The organism is Streptomyces sp. SLBN-118, from assembly GCF_006715635.1.
Lineage (GTDB): Bacteria > Actinomycetota > Actinomycetes > Streptomycetales > Streptomycetaceae > Streptomyces.
The window spans coordinates 221,841-237,930 of record NZ_VFNP01000001.1 but is presented as its reverse complement, the minus strand read 5'-3'; the positions used below and the strand labels follow the sequence as shown (position 1 = coordinate 237,930).

General features: G+C 70.0%; 19 protein-coding genes and 3 pseudogenes. 16 read left to right on the top strand and 6 right to left on the bottom strand.

Annotation, left to right across the window (positions count from 1 at the left end):
• Positions 1–60 precede the first annotated feature (60 nt).
• Together FBY35_RS01190 and FBY35_RS01185 are read left to right on the top strand one after the other, a co-directional pair.
• Positions 61–981 carry an ABC transporter ATP-binding protein gene (locus FBY35_RS01190; RefSeq protein ID WP_142211986.1) on the top strand — a complete coding sequence of 307 codons (921 nt, stop codon included), beginning with the start codon at positions 61–63 and terminating at the stop codon, positions 979–981.
• A complete protein-coding gene (locus tag FBY35_RS01185; protein ID WP_142211985.1) occupies positions 978–1,799 on the top strand; it encodes an ABC transporter permease in 822 nt (273 codons plus the stop codon). The genes FBY35_RS01190 and FBY35_RS01185 overlap by 4 nt, the downstream gene beginning before the upstream one ends.
• A 47-nt stretch (positions 1,800–1,846) precedes the next feature.
• On the opposite strand, the gene FBY35_RS35980 is transcribed toward FBY35_RS01185, so the two are convergent.
• From FBY35_RS35980 to FBY35_RS01175, 3 genes are all read right to left on the bottom strand, one after another.
• Positions 1,847–2,035, bottom strand: a complete 189-nt coding sequence (locus tag FBY35_RS35980) for a universal stress protein (protein WP_160159193.1) — start codon at positions 2,033–2,035, stop codon at positions 1,847–1,849.
• Positions 2,032–2,262: a hypothetical protein gene (locus FBY35_RS35975; protein ID WP_260848458.1), complete on the bottom strand. Its 231-nt coding sequence runs from the start codon at positions 2,260–2,262 to the stop codon at positions 2,032–2,034. The genes FBY35_RS35980 and FBY35_RS35975 overlap by 4 nt, the downstream gene beginning before the upstream one ends.
• 188 nt (positions 2,263–2,450) lie before the next feature.
• Positions 2,451–3,056, bottom strand: a complete 606-nt coding sequence (locus FBY35_RS01175) for a CBS domain-containing protein (protein ID WP_142211984.1) — start codon at positions 3,054–3,056, stop codon at positions 2,451–2,453.
• Between the two features lie 424 nt (positions 3,057–3,480).
• Between FBY35_RS01175 and FBY35_RS01170 the strand changes: the two genes are divergently transcribed.
• The 8 genes from FBY35_RS01170 to FBY35_RS01135 all read left to right on the top strand — a co-directional run bounded on the left by FBY35_RS01170 (position 3,481) and on the right by FBY35_RS01135 (position 8,072).
• The gene (locus FBY35_RS01170) at positions 3,481–3,825 is read left to right on the top strand and encodes a metalloregulator ArsR/SmtB family transcription factor (protein WP_142211983.1); all 345 of its coding nucleotides are present in this window, start codon (positions 3,481–3,483) and stop codon (positions 3,823–3,825) included.
• Positions 3,822–5,546 (top strand): SulP family inorganic anion transporter, encoded by a 1,725-nt coding sequence (locus FBY35_RS01165; protein WP_142211982.1) that lies wholly within the window; start codon positions 3,822–3,824, stop codon positions 5,544–5,546. Before FBY35_RS01170 ends, FBY35_RS01165 begins: the two co-directional genes overlap by 4 nt.
• Complete coding sequence (locus tag FBY35_RS01160; protein ID WP_142211981.1) at positions 5,543–5,953, top strand: pyridoxamine 5'-phosphate oxidase family protein; 411 nt, start codon at positions 5,543–5,545, stop codon at positions 5,951–5,953. The genes FBY35_RS01165 and FBY35_RS01160 overlap by 4 nt, the downstream gene beginning before the upstream one ends.
• Positions 5,953–6,375 (top strand): ATP-binding protein, encoded by a 423-nt coding sequence (locus tag FBY35_RS01155; RefSeq protein ID WP_142211980.1) that lies wholly within the window; start codon positions 5,953–5,955, stop codon positions 6,373–6,375. Before FBY35_RS01160 ends, FBY35_RS01155 begins: the two co-directional genes overlap by 1 nt.
• Before the next feature lie 25 nt (positions 6,376–6,400).
• The gene (locus tag FBY35_RS01150; RefSeq protein ID WP_142211979.1) at positions 6,401–6,820 is read left to right on the top strand and encodes an STAS domain-containing protein; all 420 of its coding nucleotides are present in this window, start codon (positions 6,401–6,403) and stop codon (positions 6,818–6,820) included.
• A gap of 36 nt (positions 6,821–6,856) precedes the next feature.
• Positions 6,857–7,078, top strand: a complete 222-nt coding sequence (locus tag FBY35_RS01145; RefSeq protein ID WP_142211978.1) for an alkylphosphonate utilization protein — start codon at positions 6,857–6,859, stop codon at positions 7,076–7,078.
• Between the two features lie 196 nt (positions 7,079–7,274).
• Positions 7,275–7,445 carry a hypothetical protein gene (locus FBY35_RS35970; protein ID WP_160159191.1) on the top strand — a complete coding sequence of 57 codons (171 nt, stop codon included), beginning with the start codon at positions 7,275–7,277 and terminating at the stop codon, positions 7,443–7,445.
• A gap of 276 nt (positions 7,446–7,721) precedes the next feature.
• Entirely contained in the window at positions 7,722–8,072 is a 351-nt protein-coding gene (locus tag FBY35_RS01135; protein ID WP_142211976.1) for a metalloregulator ArsR/SmtB family transcription factor, read from the top strand.
• A 186-nt stretch (positions 8,073–8,258) separates the two neighbouring features.
• Here the strand turns inward: FBY35_RS01135 and FBY35_RS01130 are convergent, their stop codons facing one another.
• Positions 8,259–8,678, bottom strand: a complete 420-nt coding sequence (locus FBY35_RS01130) for a hypothetical protein (protein WP_142211975.1) — start codon at positions 8,676–8,678, stop codon at positions 8,259–8,261.
• A 38-nt stretch (positions 8,679–8,716) separates the two neighbouring features.
• Positions 8,717–9,931, bottom strand: coding sequence for a globin domain-containing protein (locus FBY35_RS01125; RefSeq protein WP_142211974.1), 1,215 nt, complete (start codon positions 9,929–9,931; stop codon positions 8,717–8,719).
• 349 nt (positions 9,932–10,280) lie between these two features.
• On the opposite strand from FBY35_RS01125, the pseudogene FBY35_RS01120 reads away from it, so the two are divergent.
• The 5 genes and pseudogenes from FBY35_RS01120 to FBY35_RS01095 all read left to right on the top strand — a co-directional run.
• Positions 10,281–10,559 (top strand): annotated as a pseudogene (locus FBY35_RS01120) (pyridoxamine 5'-phosphate oxidase family protein); the annotation flags it as partial.
• 242 nt (positions 10,560–10,801) lie between these two features.
• On the top strand, positions 10,802–11,620 hold the full coding sequence (locus tag FBY35_RS01115) for a universal stress protein (RefSeq protein ID WP_142211972.1): 819 nt from the start codon (positions 10,802–10,804) through the stop codon (positions 11,618–11,620).
• Between the two features lie 251 nt (positions 11,621–11,871).
• A pseudogene (locus tag FBY35_RS01110) lies at positions 11,872–12,081 on the top strand (pyruvate formate-lyase 1-activating enzyme); the annotation flags it as partial.
• Between the two features lie 381 nt (positions 12,082–12,462).
• The gene (locus FBY35_RS01105) at positions 12,463–13,377 is read left to right on the top strand and encodes a universal stress protein (RefSeq protein WP_142211971.1); all 915 of its coding nucleotides are present in this window, start codon (positions 12,463–12,465) and stop codon (positions 13,375–13,377) included.
• A gap of 555 nt (positions 13,378–13,932) precedes the next feature.
• The gene (locus FBY35_RS01095) at positions 13,933–14,625 is read left to right on the top strand and encodes a response regulator transcription factor (RefSeq protein ID WP_142211969.1); all 693 of its coding nucleotides are present in this window, start codon (positions 13,933–13,935) and stop codon (positions 14,623–14,625) included.
• A gap of 12 nt (positions 14,626–14,637) precedes the next feature.
• Here FBY35_RS01095 and FBY35_RS01090 read toward each other — a convergent pair.
• Positions 14,638–14,763, bottom strand: a pseudogene (locus FBY35_RS01090) (IS5/IS1182 family transposase); the annotation flags it as partial.
• A 137-nt stretch (positions 14,764–14,900) separates the two neighbouring features.
• Between FBY35_RS01090 and FBY35_RS01085 the strand changes: the two are divergent.
• The gene (locus tag FBY35_RS01085) at positions 14,901–15,914 is read left to right on the top strand and encodes a 2-hydroxyacid dehydrogenase (RefSeq protein WP_142211968.1); all 1,014 of its coding nucleotides are present in this window, start codon (positions 14,901–14,903) and stop codon (positions 15,912–15,914) included.
• Positions 15,915–16,090 lie beyond the last annotated feature (176 nt).

Here is a 16,090-nt window from a genome sequence, read left to right as displayed (position 1 = left end):
CGTCCAGCTCGGCAGGGGGACGGCGAACGGGGCCTTCGCCGGTAAAAGGGAGGCGGAACGGTGCAACGCGCGACACCGGCGATCGAAATTGATGCCCTGACGAAACGGTACGGGAAGACCATCGGCGTCGAGCGGCTGGACATCACCGTGAACCGGGGCGAGGTGTTCGGATTTCTCGGCCCCAACGGGGCGGGCAAGACGACGACCATCCGCTGCCTGGTCGGGCTCCTGCGGCCGACGTCCGGGCGGGTCCGTGTGCTGGGCCTGGATCCCGTTGCCGACCACCTCCGGCTGACGCCGGCACTTGGCTATCTGCCCGGCGAGCTGCGGCTGTACCCGGAGTTGACAGGGCGGCAGACGCTGGAACTGCTGGCTGACCTGCAAGGGGCGGCAGTGCCGCGGTGCGCGGAACTGTGCGAGCGGCTCGCGCTGTCCGACGCGGTCCTCGGACGCCTCGTTCAGGAATACTCGCGCGGGATGAAGCAGAAGCTGGGACTCGTCCAGGCGTTGCAGCACGACCCCGAGCTGGTGGTGCTCGACGAGCCGACCGAGGGCCTGGACCCGTTGGTCCAGGAAACGTTCTTCGAACTGCTGGCGGAGGCCGTGGCGGCGGGGCGCACCGTTCTGCTTTCCAGCCACGTGCTGCCCGAGGTGCAGCGCGCCTGCGAGCGGGTGGCGATCGTCCGCGACGGGCGCCTGGTGACCGTACGCAGAGTCGCAGCCCTGCGCGAGGCCCGCGCAAGAAAGGTCCGGCTCACCTTCACCGACGGCCAGGGACCGCGCCCGCTCGGTGGCGCCGAACAGTGGGCGCCGAAGTGGGAGGCCGAACAGGTCGAGCTGCTCGTACCGCCCGATCAGGTGGTGGGCGCCCTTCGCGACCTGCTCACACTGCCGGTCGGAGACCTGACAGTCGAGGAAGCGGGCCTGGACGAGGCGTTCCTCGACTTCTATCGGCATCCTGATGCCGAGGACCAGCCATGAGGAGCCGCTTTGCGCTGTTGTGGCTGGCGCTGCACCGGCGCCGTCGCATGCTGGCGGCGCTGGCCTTCGGGATGGTCGTCTTCGAGACACTCATCGTGGTGATCGCCAACACAATTCCGCCCACCCAGCTGTTCGGCGGTCAGGGAAGAACGCCGCCGGGCGCGTTCAAGGCCTTCAGTGGTTCCACTGGCGATGTGTCAATCGCCAGCTATCCCGGACTGCTGGGCGCCGGACTGGTCCACCCTTTCTGGATTGCCATGCAGCTCACGGTGATCGGCTCGCTCGCAGCCGCCGCGGTGGCTGCGGATGTGGAGTCCGGGACGATCGAACTTCTGATGGTCCGGCCCGTCTCCCGGGCACGGCTGCTGGCCGAGCGGACGGCCGCCCTCGCCATCGCCTCCGTGCTGCTCAGCGCAGCGGCCACGGGCACCATGGCCGTCGGAGTCCTGCTCTCACCGCGCCTGCACCGCGAGGTGCCGATCACTGGTGTCTTCGCCGCGGGGCTGCTCGGCTGCGGCTTCGCCCTTTGCTTGACCGGTTTCGCGCTCGCCGTCTCGGCAGTGGGTCGGAGGAGAGGTCAGGTGGTCGGGGCGACGATTGCTCTCGGATCCGTGGGATTCGCTGTGAACTTCGTCGCGCTGGCCTGGTCCAGGGCAGCGGCCTTGCGCTTCATCAGCCCGTTCCACTACTACACACCGGGTGACGCGCTGGCCGACGGCACGGTCCCGTGGGTCTCGTTGGGCGTCCTGGCAGGTGCCGGTCTGGCCGGACTGACCGCGGCGTTCGTACTGCTCGCGCGTCGGGACCTCGCACCGTAGCGCGAGGCTGGAGAGGTCCGGGCCCCGGCGAGTGCCCCCGCGCACCATCAGTGATGGGCGACGACGGCGACGGGTGCGTCGGCGTGGTGCATCACCGCGTGGGCTGCGTGGTCGATGTGCGCACCGACGGGACGGCGCCGAAGACGGCGGCCGACGACCACCAAGTCCGCGGAGGCGGCCGCATACAGCACGGGCTGCGCGACCGGCCCGACGACGGCCTTCTCGACGCCGTTCACCGACGGGAACTTCTCTCGCCATGGAGCAGCAGATCGCTGAGTGTCGTGGCCACCCGCCGTTCCACGTCCGATGGGCTCCCAGGATCGAGGGTCGGCGCGTGGCTGAAGCCGAGAGGCAGGCTCCAGGCGTGGACGACCTGTAGTGTGCACCCGCGCTGTGCGGCCTCGTCGAAGGCGAAGGCAAGGAGTCCGTCGCAGGATTGATCGATGTCCACGCCGACTACCACTTCCCGGTACGGGCCCGTGCCCTATGGACGAGGTGCAGGCGGTCTCGGCGCAACTCGGCCTCACGTGCCGCCCAATGGGCCGCGCGGCGATACTTTGCGGCGAGCCGCCCGGCCCGCGGCGACGGTTCCAGTCATGGTCGGGGCTCCTTCGGCCGGCCCGCGGGGACCCGAACAGGCCTGCTCTCCGCTCAGTTCACCGGCATATCCACATCGATGTCGGCCTCCACGTTCACGACGCCAGGCACTGCCCGGGCGGCCCGGGCGAGAATGTCCGGAAGTGAGGTGTCGGGAACCGTGCCGGTCAGAGCGACGAGCCCGTCCTCGACATGCACGTGGACCGTTCCTGAGCCGACCGGGACCAGCTGCGCGACCAGCTCGCTCCGCACTTCCTCCGCGATGTCGGCGTCAGGGCGGAGATAGATCTTCAGCAGATCGCCACGGCTGACGACACCCATCAGGTGGCCCTCGCCGTCGACGACGGGGAGCCGCTTGAGATGACCGCGCGCCATCAGCCGGGAGGCTCCGGCGACCGTCGCGTCGGCTGACACCGTCATTGCCGGAGCGGTCATCAGCTGTTGTGCTGTCACCGCCCCTGACGTGTCGTCCCCCTGCGCCTTCACCAGCAGATCGGCCTCGGAGACCACGCCCGCGACGCGACCGTCGCCCGTGAGAACCGGCAGGGCGCTGATCCGCCACTGCCGCATACTCTCGACCATTTCCTTGATCGGCGCGTCCGGACCAACCGCGATCACCGCGTGGGTCATCACGTCACCGACAGTTCGCAGATGCTTCATGACTGACCTTTCGAAGCGGTCCACGATTCTCTGTCATGAGCCTCCGTCACAAGCCGTACGACGGATAGGGCCGACCGGGAACGACTGGAGAGCCGTTCGGACCTCGGCTCGCCCGATCGGCCCCCGCCCAACGGGCTGTGGCCTGTGGGTCAAGGTGGGACAAGGCTTGGCGGATGGACTGGAGGCGTGCAGGGGGTCTGGCCCAGGGCACGGAGGAGCAGAACGACAGCGGTGATGATCAGCGCCCAGAAAAGGATCATGCTGGCCGACATCCGCTGTGCCGATGCAAAGGGGCACCTCTGACGATCAGGAATTGCAAAATTCTGCAATTTGCTACATCATGCTTTTACTGTGTCCGCAGGTAGCCGCAGGCGCAGTACGAAACGATGTCCCTCCGTACGGGTGATGAGGAGAGTCCGCGACCGTGCCGGTTCCGCTGTACCAGGCCAAGGCAGAGTTCTTCCGGATGCTGGGGCACCCCGTGCGCATAAGGGTGCTGGAGTTGCTGCAGGGCGGCCAGATGCCGGTACGGGATCTGCTGGCAGAGATCGAGGTGGAGCCGTCGGCGCTGTCGCAGCAGCTCGCGGTCCTGCGCAGGTCGGGGATCGTGACCTCGACGCGTGAGGGCTCGACCGTGGTTTACGAGCTCGCGGGCGGTGACGTGGCGGATCTGTTGCGGGCCGCCCGGCGGATCCTGACCGAAATGCTGGCCGGCCAGAACGAGCTGCTGGCGGAGCTGCGGGGGGAAGCCGAGGTTTCTTCCCGGTGAGTGCGTTGCTTGCCCGGTCCTGGGGCCGGGTGCGGTCCCTGCTGCCTGCCCGCGCCGATTTTGCGACGATGGCCAGGGACCCGCGGCGCGATCTGCTCGCGGGCTTGACCGTGGCGGTCGTCGCGCTGCCGCTCGCTCTGGGCTTCGGCGTCTCCTCGGGGCTCGGCGCACGGGCGGGGCTTGCGACCGCGGTGGTCGCGGGCGCGCTCGCCGCGCTGTTCGGTGGCTCGAATCTCCAGGTGTCCGGACCTACCGGCGCCATGACAGTGGTGCTGGTGCCGATCGTGGCCCAGTACGGTCCCAGCGGGGTGCTCACCGTGGGGCTGCTTGCCGGAGGGATGCTGCTCGCGCTGGCCCTGCTGCGGGCAGGAAAGTACATGCGCTACGTGCCGGCACCGGTGGTGGAGGGCTTCACCTTCGGCATCGCCTGCGTGATCTTCCTGCAGCAGGTGCCGAGCGCCCTCGGTGTACAGAAGCCGGAGGGCGAACGGGTCCTGGTGGTGACATGGCACGCGCTGGAGGCGTTCGTACGGACCCCGAACTGGACGGCCGTCGCCATCGCCGTCGGCGTCGCCGCGATGATGCTGCTCGGGGCACGCCGGCGGCCGACCGTGCCGTTCTCGATCCTCGCGGTGATCGGCGCGACAGTCGTCGCGCAGCTGTTCCACCTGGACGCGGCGGCCCCGATCGGTGATCTGCCGTCCGGGCTTCCTGCGCCGTCCCTCGCTTTCCTCGACACCAGCGCACTGGGTTCACTCCTCGCCCCGGCCGTGGCGGTGGCCGCACTCGCGGCGCTGGAGTCGCTGCTGTCCGCGACCGTCGCGGACGGCATGACGGTGGGTCAGCAGCACGACCCTAACCGGGAGTTGTTCGGTCAGGGCGTCGCGAATCTGGCGGCACCACTGTTCGGTGGCGTTCCAGCGACCGCCGCGATCGCCCGTACCGCGGTCAACGTCCGTACCGGTGCCAGCTCGCGGCTCGCCGCCCTGACGCACGCCGCCTTGCTCGCCCTTATCGTCTTCGCCGCCGCCCCCCTCGTATCGAAGATCCCGCTGGCCGCGCTCGCCGGAGTGCTGCTCGCCACCGCGATCCGCATGGTCGAGGTCGGGTCGCTGCGGGCGATGGCGAAGGCCACCCGCTCCGACGCGCTGGTCCTCGTCCTGACCGCGGTTGCCACCCTCGCGCTGGATCTCGTCTACGCGGTAATCATCGGGCTGGCTGTCGCGGGCGCACTGGCGCTGCGGGCGGTGGCCAAGCAGGCCCGGATGGAGCAGGAGCCGCTCGACCTGGCCGACCACAGCCACGAGGAGCAGGCGCTGCTGGCCGAGCACATCGTCGCGTACCGGATCGACGGGCCGCTGTTCTTCGCCGCCGCACACCGCTTCCTGCTGGAGCTGACCGAGGTCGCCGACGTACGCGTCGTGATCCTGCGCATGTCGCGCATCACGACCATGGACGCCACCGGCGCACTGGTGCTCAAGGACGCGATCGAGAAGCTCGACCGGCGCGGCATCGTCGTGATGAGCTCCGGGATACGACCCGGCCAGCGCCAGGTCCTCGACTCGGTCGGGGCGCTGGACCTACTGGGCCTGGACGGCCGGGAGTACGCCACGACCCCCGAGGCGATCACTGGGGCCCGGGCTCATCTGCACGGCGCCGGCGTCCTGCCCGCCGTTCCCGCACAACCCGGCGCCCGCGTCGCCGAGGAGGCATCCCCATGAGCACGCCCGTCTCCCGTCGTATGGTCGAGGTTTCCGGCACCGAGGCCCTGTGGCTGCTCGAAGGCGCCGCCCAGGGACGACTGGTCTACGTCCAGCGCGAGACCGCCGTGGTCCGCCCGGCCGTGCACCTGCTCCAGTACGGGCGGCTGATCGTCCGGACTCCGGCCCAGGCGTCGGCCGTCACCGGCAGGACCACGCTCACGTACCACGCCGACGAGATACGGGTGGCCGGAGGCACCGGGTGGACGGTGACAGCCACCGGCCCGGCGGAGATCATCACCGACCCCAACGAGGCCGCCCACTACCGCCGTACGCTGCCCGGCTGGGTCCACGGCCCGCACGACTCCCTCGTACGCATCCACCCCCAGACGGTGACCGGCTTCCGCCTCGCCCACGAGACAGCCTGATGACCGATCAGCACGAGACCCTGCCGTACCGGCTTGTGCTGACGCTCCCGGCTATGGGCTCCGCCGTCCGGATCGCGCGGGAGACCACCGAGCAGGTCGTGACCGAGTGGGGCATCCACCGGACCCATCGGATCGTCGACCCCGCGCTGCTGATCCTGAGCGAACTGGTCACCAACAGCGTGCGGCACGCATCGGTGCTGTCCCCGAACATCACCGTGATCTACGCGGGCGGCCAGGACACCTTCGCGTTCGCTGTCCACGACCGCCACCCGTATCAGCCCTCTCTGCTGCACGCCCATCTCGCGCACCGCGGGGGACTGGCGACCGTCGCCGAACTCACCCTCGGCCTCGGCGGCACCACGGTCCTGCGCGCGGACGCGGACGGCCGGGGCAAGAGCATCTGGATCACACTCCCCCTATGAGCCCTGCGAGAACGAGAGACCGGCGATGACCATCGAGTGGCGTTACACCAACCGCGAGCGGCTCGGCATCCTCTCCCTGGCCGGGTTCCTCGGCGCCGACGCGGTGGACCGGTTCACCGGTGCCGTCGGCTGGGCCCTGGCACGCGGCACCGGACCGGTCATCCTCGACCTCACCGAACTGCGCGGCTGGTCCGCCGGGGGCCAGCTCGCCGTGGCCCAGGCAGCCCAACGGCTCGCCGACGAGGGCCGCCGCCTGGAGCTTGCCGCGATCCCCTCGGACGGCTCGCTTGTGCCGGACGGCACCCACCCGCCAGTCCCTCACCACTGCGACCTTGCCACCGCACTCGCCGCGCACCAGGACCACGACGCGACCGAAGAAGCACGGGAGTGGCGCACGACCGACTGGCCCGGCGTCCGGAATCCCGCACGCCAGGGCCAGATGTAAGAGAAGCACCAGAACGAGAACGAGCAAGGACAGAGCATGAACGACATCGTGGTGAAGGACAGCAACGGTACCGTCCTGGAGGATGGCGACTCCGTAACACTGATCAAGGACCTGAAGGTGAAGGGCACCTCCGAGACCCTCAAGCGCGGCACTCTGGTGAAGAACATCCGCCTCACCAGCAAGCCCGACGAAGTCGAGTGCAACACCAAGAAGGTCAAGGGCCTGGTCCTGAAGACCCAGTTCCTGAAGAAGGCGTAATCTACGATGCCGCCCGGCGGCGGGTGTCCGCCGAGGGGCGCTCTGACGCAGAGGTCTTCGCTCTGTTTGCCGCCTCCTGCGTTGCCCCGGCCTGCCGACGGCCGGGACACTGCACGTGCTCGGGCGGGGCTGCTACCCAGCCGAATCCGTCCGAAAAGTGGCCGATCGCATTGCTGCCGAGGAGCGTGCGGCACTCATGACCGCCACGCCGCACTGTTCTTCGACACTCCAGCTGATGTTCACGCCGGGTCTCTCAGCGATCGCCGTCGGCAGGCTTGTTGCTGTGCGCCGCGCGAGCGCCGTGCCGGATCCAGCCGCGGTCGATGTCCATGCTCAGCAGGCGCTGATGCCCACAGCGGGGGCATGAGCCGTCAGGTTCGACGGCCGCGGGCAGGCACTTGAGACGGCACGCGGGACACTTGTGCAGAGCGCCGCCGCCACGCAGCCGTGGGATTCGCACCCGAACCTCCCTCTCTGGACGTCGGTAGTTGCCAATCTTAGCAATTCCCAAGGTCGTCATGTTGATGTGATGGCGCGAGGATGGCCCCATGGCGAAGAGTTTTGGGTGGATGCGATGCGCGGTGCAGGCTCGGCAACGATCGTCCGGCCTTGCGGCGGCGCGCTCGGGCGCGAGGTGGGCTCGGTGAGCGCGCCGCTGTACCAGCTGAAGGCGGAGTTCTTCAAGACGCTGGGGCATCCGGTCCGGATCCGCGTGCTGGAGCTGCTGAGCGAGCGCGAGCACGCGGTTTCCGAGATGCTGCCGGTACTCGGCGTCGAGCCCGCCCACCTCTCGCAACAGTTGGCAGTCCTGCGCCGGGCCAATCTGGTCGTCACCCGCCGGGAGGGTTCGGCCGTGTACTACTCACTGACCAGTCCTCAGGTGGCGGAGCTGCTCCGGGTGGCGCGGACGATCCTGTCCGGGGTGCTGGCGGGCCAGGCCGAACTGCTCGCCGGCTTGCAGGCCGCGGCGCCGGAGAGCAGGCCGCCGACATAGTCGGCCTCATGCCGGCGGCCGCCCTTTCGGCGCACTTGGACAGCACTGTGCGCGGCGAGGGGCGGCCGCCTTCCTCCCTCGACGGCCCCGACGGCCACCCGTGAGCGACAAAACCGTTTCAAAATAGGCAAAGCGTAGGGGGCCGGCCGGTGACCGTCACCGACCGGGCCTGTCCTGACTGCGGACTCACGCCGGGTGAGAGTCCGCTGCGCTGCCGCTGCCTGCGACAGGACGAGCGGTTGCGGAGCCGCCGCGCCACGGCGGGGCCACCCGACCGTCGGCCTGTCCGGCGTGTACGGCCTTGTCGGTCTGGCGGCGCAGCCGGTCCTGGAGCTGGTCGACCACCTCCCGGCCGGTGGCCTCCTCGGCGAGCACGACAACCTCACGCTGTCCGAGGCGCAGGGCGGCCGTCGCCGACCAAGGACGGTCCGCGTGGTTGGCCGAGGCTCTCGTGATGTGCACCTCGCCGGTGACGGCGGGCAGGCCCGGGCGACTCACGACGGCGTCGATCTTGGCCCGGGCGTACGACAGGGTCTCCTCGTCCACTTCCCCGTCCGAACGCAGCAACAGGCTGGGAGCGGTGGCCTGGGTGTCATTCCTGGTCATGTCGGTTCCTCCTGGAGATGAGTTGGGATGCTCGCCGTTCAGGCCGCCGAGTCGGGCAGCCAGAGGTCGGGGCCGAAGACCTCGTAGCGGATGCGCTGTGCCGGAATCCCGGCGCCCAGCAGCTGCGCGCGGACGTCGCGCATGAACGGCAGCGGGCCGCACAGGAACACCGTGGCGCTCTCGGGCAGTTCGATGCCGTCGAGGTTCATCAGGCCCTCGCGGGAGCCGGGTTCCTCCGAGCCGGGGTGCTCGTACCAGAAGACCGCGCGGGCGCCCGGCAGTTGCTCGACCAGCCGGCTCGTCTCGGAGCGCAGGGCGTGGTCGGCGGGGGAGCGGTCGGCGTGCAGGACCAGTACCGGGCGGGTCGAGCCGAGAGCGGTGAGGTGGGCCAGGATGCTGGTCATGGGGGTGCCGCCGATGCCGGCGGAGACGAGGACGACCGGAGTGGTGGCGTCGTCCGGGTCGTCGAGGAAGATGTCGCCGAAGGGAGCGGAGAGCGTCAGGTCGTCGCCCTCGTGGATCTGGTCGTGCAGGAGGTTGGAGACCTCCCCGTCCGGTGCGTCGGCCGTGCCGGCGACGCGCTTGACGGTGATGCGCCGCAGTTGTCCGCCCGGGTCGGAGGAGAGGCTGTACTGGCGCAGCTGGTGCACTCCGTCGGCCATCAGGACCCGCACGCTCACGTACTGGCCCGCCCGTGCCTGTGGAGCCGGCTCTCCGTCGGCCGGGCGGAGGACGAAGGACACCACGACCGGGGTTTCGGTGCGGCGCTCGACGACCGTCCACTGCCGCCATACCTTGCCGGGTTCCACGCCTGCCTCCTGGTAGAGGCGGGCCTCACGGCCGATCAGGGCGCCGGCCATCAGCCAGTACACCTCGTCCCAGCCGGCCGCCACCTCCGGGGTGACCGCGTCGCCCAGGACCTCGGCTATCGCGCCGAACAGGTACTTGTGCACGATCGTGTACTGGTCGTCGGTGACGCCGACCGCGGCGTGCTTGTGCGCGATCCGGTCCAGCAGGACGTCCGGGCGGGTGTCGGGGTTTTCGAGCAGCGCGGTCGCGACCCCGGTGATCGATCCGGCCAGCGCGCGGCGCTGGGCTCCGCTGGCCTGGTTGCCGCGGTTGAACAGCCCGTCGAGCAGCTCCGGCCGGTCGCGGAACATCGCGCCGTAGAAGCGTGTCGTGATCTCGTCGAGCGCGCCGGCCACGGCGGGCAGGGTGGCACGGACCACGGCGGCGGAGTCTGTGGACAGCATGAAGCCTCCCGGACAGGGCTGGTGAGGGGCAAGGAGACCGCGTCCGACGAAGGGCGGCCAACTTCTGTCTACCAGGCCGAAAGCCGCGCTTGGCGTCGTTACGCGGTGCTGGGCGAAGAGAGGCCGAACGGCCCCACCGACTCGGGCGCATCGGCCCAACGGGGCGTCCCGAAGGGAGGGCCGGACGGCGCCGCAGCGTCTCCCAACGGCCCTGCCCGCTGTCAGCCGATGCGAGCGAGCGAGCAAATCCGCGACAAAGCCGAGGCGCGCCGCCCATGCCGACACGCACAGCAAGCCGATCGCGAGGGTTGCCGCCAGTGTCGCGTAACGGGCCGGATCTCCGGCGGCGACCGCGGCCTCGGAACTGGTGCGCGCGGTCGACGGCGCGGTGGTCGCCTTCGAGGCCGACGACGTCGACGTGGCCCGGCACTGCGGCCGGAGCGTTGTCATCACGGGCTCGGCGAGGGTGGTGACCGACCCCGCCGAGCACGAACGCCTGGCGCGTACCGGCCCGGTTTCCTGGGTGCCCACACCGCAGGAGGTCTTGATCCGCGTCGAGCCCGAACTGGTCAACGGGCGTGAGCTCATCGGCGGACGCAGCCTGTATGGGGTGGACCTCACCTCATGAACGTCCCTTTCCTCCATCCCGGTTGCCCCTCCTCCTGCCGGAGAGGGGCCTTACGGCCCGAGGTGACGGGCCGTAAGGCGTGCCGGCGGGTTCCATCGGCCTGTGTCCGCAGCGTCCGCAGACGAGGAGCATCCTTCGTGGGTCCGCCGGGGGATCGACGTCCAGTCGACCGGCGGCGCGTTTCCCGCCACCCTCGGCGCCTGCAGGGGGTGAACACCCCACGCATGGAAGGGAACAGGACAATGACTGATCGTCATGTAGTTGTCGGCGTGGACGGTTCGCTGGTCGCCGTACGGGCCTTGGACTGGGCCGCCGAGGAAGCGGTGCGTCGCGGCACCGTGTTGCGCATCGTCTATGCCGTGGCCGACCGCGACGAGGCGGGGCCAATTCTTACGTCCGCCGCCGCGCGGGTCCACGAGCGGCATCCCGGGCTGCCGGTGGAGACCCGGGCCGCGGAGGGCGGCGCCGTGGTGGCGCTGGCGCGGGAGAGCGCGAGCGCGGTCCTCACGGTCGTGGGCACCCGGGGGTTCGGTGGGCTCACCGGCCTGCTGGCCGGGTCGGTGAGCCTGCGCCTGGCCTCGCACGCGCACGGTCCGCTGCTGGTCGTCCGCGGGGACCACCCCTGCGACGAGGGGCGCGAGGTGCTGCTCGGCCTGGAGAGCGACTCCGACGCAGCGGCAGCCGCTCATGCTTTCCAGGAGGCCGAGCGGCGCGGAGTGCGGCTGCGCGTCGTGCACTCCTCTACGCACCGTCACACCACGCCCGAACTGCCCTCGCTGGTACCCGCGACGAGCCCCGGCCAGGTGCGCCAGGCCCAGAACGACAGGGCGGAAGATGCTGTTCCGCGGTTCAGCATCGCCCGGCTGCGGGAGGCGTACCCCATGGTCGAAGTCGACAGCCGTACGGTCCACACCAGCCCGGCCCACGCCCTGCTGGCGGGCAGTCGCGAGGCCGGCATCGTGGTCATCGGCGCGCGCAACGGTGTGGGCCGGCTCGGGCCGGTCGCGCACACCCTGTTGCACCACTCCCACTGTCCCGTGGCGCTGGTGCCGGCGACCTGATGACGAGGACCGCGGTCACAGGGGGATGGCCCGTCGGCCCCGACAGGGCCGACTATGGAGTCCACATCCACAACTGGGCCGGGGCCGCCTGGGCCGACTGGCTGTTCATGCTCGGCCTGCTCGGCATCGGCCTCGCCCTGGTCGCGGGCATCGGCCTTCGGCTGGACCGTGGCACCTCCGGGCGGCTTGCGGGTCAGCCCAAGTGCGTCCTGGGAACGGCTGATCTGAAACCGGGCTCGGCCGGACGAGGCGACCCGGCGGCCGTTGACGGCTTCGGCGCGTTCCTGGCCGGACTCGGCAACATCGGCCGGGTGGGCGGCCTGCCGTTCCATAGACTCGGCGCCCACAAATACGACGCACTGGGTATCCCCTTCCCGCTGCGGGACACACCCTCGCCGGATCCGGACCTGACGGAGCGGGGACGCGAGCAGTTCCGGGGGCACGGCTTGCGGGCACTGTGACCTGCACGCAGCTACCGGCCGTCGGTGTCGGCATATTGAGGACCTGCGCACACCAGGTGTCGATACCTCCGCGTGGCCTCGCCGTACCGCGCCGCCGGCATCGGCTGGTCGGCGGACGAGGCCATGGCCCATGTTCCGCTCCTGGAATGCACGGACAAGTACTCACCGACCGGCATGCCCGCGAGGACGCGACGCTCGCCCGCAGCGAAGTTGGATTCGCGCGCCGACCCCGGCATGCTGCCATTCCTCCCGCCAGGCTGACACCCCACCACGAGCTCCCGCCACGTGGGCCGTTCGGCCCCCGGAAGGGACCTTGGGCCCCCTGCTGTCCCACTGTCTCGGGCCGGAGACTGACATGGCACCCCTGAAGGAGGTCCGTACATGTCCACCATCACCGTCGGTCTCGACGGCTCACCCGAGAGCCTCGCCGCGGCCGACTGGGCTGCCCGCGAAGCGCAGGGACGCGACGCGCCCTTGCGTCTCCTCCGTGGCGGGCAACAGATGCACTACCTGTATGCGCCGCTCGCCGGCGTCCCGGCGCCAGACGCGGTCGATGCCCAGCGCGAGTGGGCCGCCTACATGCTGCGCGAGACGGAATCCCGCCTCGCCGAGCGTCACCCGGGGTTGCGGATCACCACACAGCAGACCGAAGAGCAGGCTGTCCCCGCTCTGCTGGCCGCGGCCGAGAACGCCGACCTGCTGGTCCTCGGCTCTCGGGGCCTCGGCGGACTCGCCGGGTTCCTGGTCGGCTCCGTCGCCCTCGCCGTCGTGGCACGATCCCCGCGGCCCGTCGTCCTCGTACGAGCCGGTGAGAGTGCCGCGGACGAACATCGGCCGGACGCCACGGGGACCCCGTCCACCGCGACCCCGTATCGCGAGGTGGTGCTGGGGCTCGACCTGGAGAACCCGGCAGACGCCGTCATCGGGTTCGCGTTCGAGTCGGCCCAGCATCGCGCGGCCGACCTGCGAGTGGTCCACGGCTGGTCGCTGCCGGCCGCCTACACCTACGGCGCCGCCATGGACGCCGGGCTCAACGACGAGCTGACCGAGCAGGTACGACACCGGCTCACCGATGTGCTGAGGCCGTGGAAGGACAAGTATCCGGGCATCGAGGTGCGTGAGCAGGCCGTCGTCGGCGGCGCGGGCCGCCACCTCGTGCACGCCTCGCGGGACGCGTCCCTGGTCGTCGTCGGCCGGAAGAACCGCCGCTCGCCGGTCGGTGGCCACATCGGCCCGGTGACGCACGCTGCGCTCCAGCACGCCTCCGCGCCGGTCGCGGTGGTCCCGCACGACTGAGCCGAACAGGACGCGCGGACAGCGCTCGGTGAACACGAGGGCGAAGATCGCGATCCCGTTCACCACAGGTGAAGGCGATCCAAAGGAAGAACAGGACCACGTAGTGCGCGATGAGAAGGATCCCTCTCACCAGCCGACAGCGGCGCGTCGCGCGCCGCGCACCCGAACCAGACGATCCCGTGCTCCTGCCCGCTGGCTCGGTTGTTCACTGCCGCTTCGATGTTGTCGAAAATCAGCCGGATCGCGTGCAGCGCCAAGCCGTCGGCGAAGTCGTCAGCGCAGGCTGCTGTTCTGGGTGACCATGACCGGCTTGCCGCCGCGCCGCAGACCGCCGTAGACGGAGGCGAACGCTTGCGCGCCGACCAGATCCCCCGGCACCGGGTAGGCAATCCGATCTGGTCCCTCGTGGGAAGTCGGGGCGCCGGGGCCGTAGGGCCGACCGGCCCTGGCTCTTCGGCCCGGAATCACGCAAGATCTTGCGTAGGTAAGGAACGGTCAGGCCCGGTGGGCGAAGTCCCGGACAGGCGTCAGACGGCGCACGACAAGGAGCATTCGATGGCGGACAGCGAGCGACCCGGACCCGACAACCCGATCCGGGTCTTCCTGCTGGACGACCACGAGGTGGTACGACGCGGGGTGCATGACCTGCTGAACGACGAGCCGGACATCACCGTGGTCGGGGAGGCCGGCACGGTGGAACAGGCCCTCGTTCGGGTTCCGGCGCTGCGCCCGCAGGTGGCGGTGCTCGATGTCCGCCTGCCCGACGGCGACGGAGTGAGCGTGTGCCGCGAGCTCCGCTCGCGCATGCCGGAGCTGGCTTGCCTGATGCTGACCTCGTTCGACGACGAGGAGGCCCTGCTCGACTCGATCATGGCTGGTGCGTCCGGCTACGTGCTGAAGCAGATCCAGGGCTCCGACCTGGTCTCGGCCGTACGCACCGTGGCCGCGGGCCAGTCCCTGCTCGACCCGAGTGCCACTACCCGGCTGATGGCCCGGCTGCGCCAGGACCAGCAACCCGAGGAGAAGCCGGACGCCCTGCCCGGGCTCACCGACCGGGAGCGGAAGATCCTGGCTCTGATCGGCGAGGGCCTGACCAACCGACAGATCGGCCAGCGGCTGTACCTGGCCGAGAAGACGGTCAAGAACCACGTCTCCCGGCTGCTGGCCAAGCTCGGTGTGGAGCGGCGCATCCAGGCCGCCGTGATCGCCACCCAGGCCCAGGACCGCCTCGAGCAAGACGGCCGCTAAGAGGCGCTGACAAAGCCGTTGGACGTGTCGGTGGGTGATCAGGCAGACGGCGAGGCCGAGGAACGCTTCGTGGATGTCGTCGCGTCGTTGCCATCGGATGCGGAGATGGCGGAAGCCGTGCAGCCAGGAGATCGTGCGCAATCCGCTCGCAGGAGCGGCCTCGGTGTGTGACGCAGTCCGGAAAGCCATTGAGGCCCATCGGACCTGCCCCATGACTCCGCCCCTACGGTGGAGAGGTGATCAACCTGATCAACCGCCCAACGGGAGGAGAGCACATGGAGATCATCGCGTACGGCGTCCTCGCGGACGAGGAGCCCCTGCTGCACGACGCATTCGCCCGCGAGTTCGGCGACCGCCATGAACTGCGCTGTCTGCGGCTGTTCCTGAACCGGGACACCGCGCCGACCGCGGCCGGCCACGAGGTGGTGCTCAGCAGCGTCAACGACACCCTGGACGCGAACGTGCTGCACGCGTTGGCCAAGGGCGGCACGAGGATGATCGCTCAGCGGTCCACCGGCTACAACAACATCGACCTGACAGCGGCCGAGGCACTGGGGGTGAGCGTGGCGCGGGTGTCGTTCTACTCGCCGTACTCGGTCGCCGAGTTCGCCTGGGCGCTGGCGCTCGCCGTGGACCGCCGGATCGTGCGGGCCGCGCACCGGACCCGGGAGTTCGACTTCCGGCTCGACGGGCTGATGGGCCGGGACCTGCGCGGCCGGACCGCGGGGGTGGTGGGCACCGGGAAGATCGGGGCCGCGTTCGCGCGGATCGCCCACGGCTTCGGGATGCGGCTGCTGGGCTGGGACGTGGCCGAGAACCCCGACTGTCTGGCCCTGGGAATGAAGTACGTCGAACGGGAGCGGCTGTTTGCCGAGGCGGACCTGGTCAGCCTGCATGTGCCGCTGCTGGAAGACACCCACCACCTCGTTGACGCCCGCATGTTCGCGCTGATGAAGGACGACGCAATCCTGGTCAACTCCAGCCGTGGCGGCCTGGTGGACACCGACGCTCTGCTGGAAACCCTGCGCGCGGGGCGGCTGAGCGGGGTCGGCCTGGACGTGTACGAGGAGGAGGCCGGGGTGTTCTTCCTCGACAAGTCGCTCGAGGTGATGACCGACGAACGCCTCGCGAGGCTGATGACCTTCAACAACGTCCTGGTCACTTCCCATCAGGCGTACTTCACCCGGGACGCTGTGGGCCAGATCGCCGAGACGACCGCGGCCAACGTCATGAACTACTTCGCCGGCCGCACCAGCGACAGCACCCTCGTCCGGCCGTCTGCCGCGTGAGGTTCTGAGCGCCTGCGTGCGGAGCCTGCGATTCGGACCGTGGAGGCTTCCGTGCCGGGTGCGCCCGCCACTCCGCAGTGCCCAGACCTCAACTGGGTCAGGCCGTCGCGCTGGTGGCGGCCTTCCTGGGTGCCGAGCCGTTAACCGCGGTCATCGCCTCGCTGGAGCGGGGCCTG

Bases quoted from the DNA above. Each gene is read 5' to 3' on its own strand.
- FBY35_RS01185 (WP_142211985.1), top strand. From the start codon at position 978: ATGAGGAGCCGCTTTGCGCTGTTGTGGCTGGCGCTGCACCGGCGCCGT.
- FBY35_RS01175 (WP_142211984.1), bottom strand. From the start codon at position 3,056: ATGAAGCATCTGCGAACTGTCGGTGACGTGATGACCCACGCGGTGATC.
- FBY35_RS01160 (WP_142211981.1), top strand. From the start codon at position 5,543: ATGAGCACGCCCGTCTCCCGTCGTATGGTCGAGGTTTCCGGCACCGAG.
- FBY35_RS01155 (WP_142211980.1), top strand. From the start codon at position 5,953: ATGACCGATCAGCACGAGACCCTGCCGTACCGGCTTGTGCTGACGCTC.
- FBY35_RS01150 (WP_142211979.1), top strand. From the start codon at position 6,401: ATGACCATCGAGTGGCGTTACACCAACCGCGAGCGGCTCGGCATCCTC.
- FBY35_RS01145 (WP_142211978.1), top strand. From the start codon at position 6,857: ATGAACGACATCGTGGTGAAGGACAGCAACGGTACCGTCCTGGAGGAT.
- FBY35_RS35970 (WP_160159191.1), top strand. From the start codon at position 7,275: ATGACCGCCACGCCGCACTGTTCTTCGACACTCCAGCTGATGTTCACG.
- FBY35_RS01130 (WP_142211975.1), bottom strand. From the start codon at position 8,678: ATGACCAGGAATGACACCCAGGCCACCGCTCCCAGCCTGTTGCTGCGT.
- FBY35_RS01125 (WP_142211974.1), bottom strand. From the start codon at position 9,931: ATGCTGTCCACAGACTCCGCCGCCGTGGTCCGTGCCACCCTGCCCGCC.
- FBY35_RS01115 (WP_142211972.1), top strand. From the start codon at position 10,802: ATGACTGATCGTCATGTAGTTGTCGGCGTGGACGGTTCGCTGGTCGCC.
- FBY35_RS01105 (WP_142211971.1), top strand. From the start codon at position 12,463: ATGTCCACCATCACCGTCGGTCTCGACGGCTCACCCGAGAGCCTCGCC.
- FBY35_RS01095 (WP_142211969.1), top strand. From the start codon at position 13,933: ATGGCGGACAGCGAGCGACCCGGACCCGACAACCCGATCCGGGTCTTC.
- FBY35_RS01085 (WP_142211968.1), top strand. From the start codon at position 14,901: ATGGAGATCATCGCGTACGGCGTCCTCGCGGACGAGGAGCCCCTGCTG.